Below are 2,563 nucleotides of genomic sequence, written 5' to 3' on the forward strand. Positions count from 1 at the left end.
GCAGCGGCCCGACGGTCGGCCCCGGCAGCTGCAGCAGCGCCCGCTGGGCGGCCTCGGCGACGGAGCTGACGGCCGCGAAGGCCGCCGCGCGCCGCATCCGGATCTTGGCGACCCAGGCCGAGAACAGCGTCAGGACGAGGTAGCTGACCATCGCCCCGTACAGGAAGCGGGCGTCGTTGATGTTGTCGACCTGGTCGTGGTGGCTGAGCCCGAGGACCGTGAGCAGCCCGAGCGAGCAGACCAGGAGCAGCTCGCGGGGTTTCAGGGTCAGCGCCGCGACGGTCGGCACCACGGTCATCAGCGGGGCCAGGTAGCGGTCCTTGCCGGAGAGGAAGTCCGCGAGCCCGACCAGCAGCACGGCGACCAGCGCCGGGGTGGCCCGCCGCCAGAACGGGACGTCCTGGAGGTCGGCGGCGAGCAGCGCGCCGCGCTGCCGGTCCGGCGGCAGTCCGGCTGCCGTGGGAGCCGAGGGTGACTGGGCGCGGCGGAGCGGAAACACATAACGAACATAAGGGACGATCACGGAGGAGGACGACCGGCCCCCCGGCCCCTACGATGCGGTGCAGCCACCCCGCCATCCCGGAAAATACCCCTGAGGGGTATGGTGTCAGGAGAGTCGTTGCCAGCGCCGCACCCGGGCGAACACCCGGGCCCGCCAAGACCTCCCGGAGGCCCCCGATGTCCAGCACCATCACCTACACCGTGTCCGGCATGAGCTGCGGCCACTGCGAGAAGGCGATCAGCGAGGAGGTCTCCGCCTTGGCCGGGGTGACCGGGGTCGCCGCCGACGCCACCGCCGGTACCGTGACGATCTCCTCCGCCGCGCCGTTGGACGACGAGCAGGTCCGCGCCGCGATCGACGAGGCCGGCTACGAGCTGGTCGGCCGCAGCGCCTGAACCACCCGGAACGGCGGGGGCCGCCACGGCGCCCCCGCCGTTCGCCCGCACCGAGGAGCTGAACCGCATGAGCACGTCCGCGCCGGACCTCGGGGCCGGGGACCGGGTCGAGCTGTCGATCGGCGGGATGACCTGCGCCTCCTGCGCGGCACGGATCGAGAAGAAGCTCAACCGGATGGACGGCGTCGAGGCCACCGTCAACTTCGCCACCGAGAAGGCCCGGGTCGACTTCGGCCCCGGCACCACGGTCGAGGACCTGATCGCCACCGTCGAGCGCTCCGGCTACACCGCCGAGCTCCCCCCGCCCCCGGCACCCGCCGCCGAGCCCGGGCCCGAGCCCGCCGCCCGACCCGGGCCGGCCGACCCTCTGCGCGACCGGCTGCTGGTCAGCGCCGTCCTCAGCGTCCCGGTGGTCCTGCTCTCGATGGTCCCCGCCCTGCAGTTCACCGACTGGCAGTGGCTGGCCTTCGCGCTCACCGGCCCGGTCGTCGTCCACGGCGGCCTGCCCTTCCACCGCGCCGCCTGGACCAACCTGCGGCACGGCGCCGCCACCATGGACACCCTGGTCTCGCTCGGCACCCTGGCCGCCTTCGGCTGGTCCTGCTGGGCACTGTTCCGCGGCCACGCCGGCATGCCCGGGATGCACCACGACTTCTCGCTGTCCGTCGGCCGAACCGACCCCTCGGCCACGCTCTACCTGGAGACCGCCGCCGCCGTCACCGTGCTGATCCTGCTCGGCCGCCACCTGGAGGCCCGCGCCAAGCGCCGGGCCGGCGCCGCCCTGCACGCCCTGCTCGACCTCGGCGCCAAGGACGTCGCGGTCCTCCGGGGCGGACGGGAGGTCCGGCTGCCGGTGGACCGGCTGACGGTCGGCAGCCGCTTCGTGGTCCGGCCGGGCGAGAAGATCGCCACCGACGGCGTGGTGGTCGAGGGCGCGTCCGCGGTGGACGCCTCGATGCTGACCGGTGAGTCCGTCCCGGTCGAGGTCTCCGTCGGCGACGCCGTCACCGGGGCCACCGTCAACGCGGGCGGCCGGCTGGTGGTCGAGGCCACCCGGGTCGGCGCGGACACCCGACTGGCCCGGATGGCCAAACTGGTCGAGGAGGCCCAGAACGGCAAGGCCGCCGCCCAGCGGCTGGCCGACCGGATCTCCGCCGTCTTCGTCCCGGCCGTCGTCCTGATCGCCCTGGCCACCCTGGTGGCCTGGCTGCTGGCCACCGACAGCCCCACCGAGGCCTTCACCGCCGCCGTCGCCGTGCTGATCATCGCCTGCCCGTGCGCCCTCGGCCTGGCCACCCCGACCGCCCTGCTGGTCGGCACCGGCCGCGGCGCCCAGCTCGGCATCCTGATCAGGGGCCCCGAGGTCCTGGAGACCACCCGAACGGTGGACACCGTCGTCCTCGACAAGACCGGCACCGTCACCACCGGCCGGATGGAGCTGCTCGCGGTGCACACCGCCGAGGGCGTGGACGCGGCCGAGGCGCTGCGCCTGGCCGGGGCCGTCGAGCACGCCTCCGAGCACCCGATCGCCCGGGCGATCGCCGAGGCCGCCGCCGGGGCCGGCGAGCTGCCCGCCGTCACGGACTTCCGCAGCACGCCCGGGCGGGGCGTGGAGGGGGTCGTGGCGGGCCGCACGGTGGTCGCCGGGCGCGAGGCCCTGCCGGCC

General features: G+C 74.9%; 2 protein-coding genes and 1 pseudogene. 2 read left to right on the forward strand and 1 reads right to left on the reverse strand.

The genetic code is table 11. The features are described from left to right. Window positions 1-499: pseudogene (locus tag ABZW03_RS39720) on the reverse strand (serine/threonine-protein phosphatase); the annotation flags it as partial. 179 nt (window positions 500-678) lie between these two features. Between ABZW03_RS39720 and ABZW03_RS39725 the strand changes: the two are divergent. Both ABZW03_RS39725 and ABZW03_RS39730 read left to right on the forward strand, forming a co-directional pair. Next, window positions 679-897, forward strand: coding sequence for a cation transporter (locus ABZW03_RS39725; protein ID WP_049651134.1), 219 nt, complete (start codon window positions 679-681; stop codon window positions 895-897). Between the two features lie 67 nt (window positions 898-964). Next, the coding region (locus tag ABZW03_RS39730) for a heavy metal translocating P-type ATPase (RefSeq protein ID WP_355269592.1) at window positions 965-2,563 on the forward strand (1,599 nt) is incomplete at its 3' end.

Source organism: Kitasatospora sp. NPDC004799 (genome assembly GCF_040609095.1).
In the GTDB taxonomy this organism is placed as follows: Bacteria; Actinomycetota; Actinomycetes; order Streptomycetales; family Streptomycetaceae; genus Kitasatospora.